The organism is Lentzea roselyniae, assembly GCF_039537795.1.
GTDB lineage: Bacteria > Actinomycetota > Actinomycetes > Mycobacteriales > Pseudonocardiaceae > Lentzea > Lentzea atacamensis.
On record NZ_BAABBE010000142.1, the window covers coordinates 1 to 647 of the forward strand.

The window sequence follows — 647 nt, forward strand, 5'->3', positions numbered from 1 at the left end:
GCTGCTCGTCCAGGCCGTCCAGGCCGGTCGCGGGCTTCGAGTTCTCGGCGTTCTCCACGCCGGACATCATGTCGGTCATCAGGTGCACTTCCATGATCGGGAGTTACACCGCTCGTTTTACAGTCCCAGCAGGTAGAGATTCGTCTCTACCTGCTTTTTTGCATTCTGCGCCCTCATCCTGATTCTCCGTTTCTACGTTGTGGATCATGGTTTGTGAGCCCGAGGACATCCCTGGGATTAAGGGATCAGGCCGCTGACGCGGCAATGTGGTGTCCCCAGGCGGTGGCCTCGTCGTACGTCGTGTGGGTGGCAAGGCAGCCGTGAAGGATCCCGACGAGGCGGTTGCTGACGTGCCGTAGTGCGGCGTTGTGCGGGAGGCCTCGTGCGCGTTGGCGGTCGTAGTAAGCACGTGCGCCGGGTGAACCCGCGAGCGCAGCCATCGCCTGGCGCATCAGTGCGTCGATGAGTCTGGTGTTTCGCACGTAGCGAGCGTTGACGGTGCTTCTGCAGCCGGAGGCGAGGGCGTGTCATGCGAACCGTGTAAGTCAGAGGTGTACCAAGATCGACGCGCCGGATTGGCGGTCGGAGGGGGCACCGAGTGACACAGGACACATCGTCTCGTCAGGGAGATGAGGCGGCAGCGCGGC

General features: G+C 62.6%; 1 protein-coding gene. It reads right to left on the bottom strand.

Annotation, left to right across the window (positions count from 1 at the left end; all coding sequences use genetic code 11):
* Positions 1-245 precede the first annotated feature (245 nt).
* Positions 246-482 carry a hypothetical protein gene (locus tag ABFX45_RS46245; protein WP_346137437.1) on the bottom strand — a complete coding sequence of 79 codons (237 nt, stop codon included), beginning with the start codon at positions 480-482 and terminating at the stop codon, positions 246-248.
* Positions 483-647 lie beyond the last annotated feature (165 nt).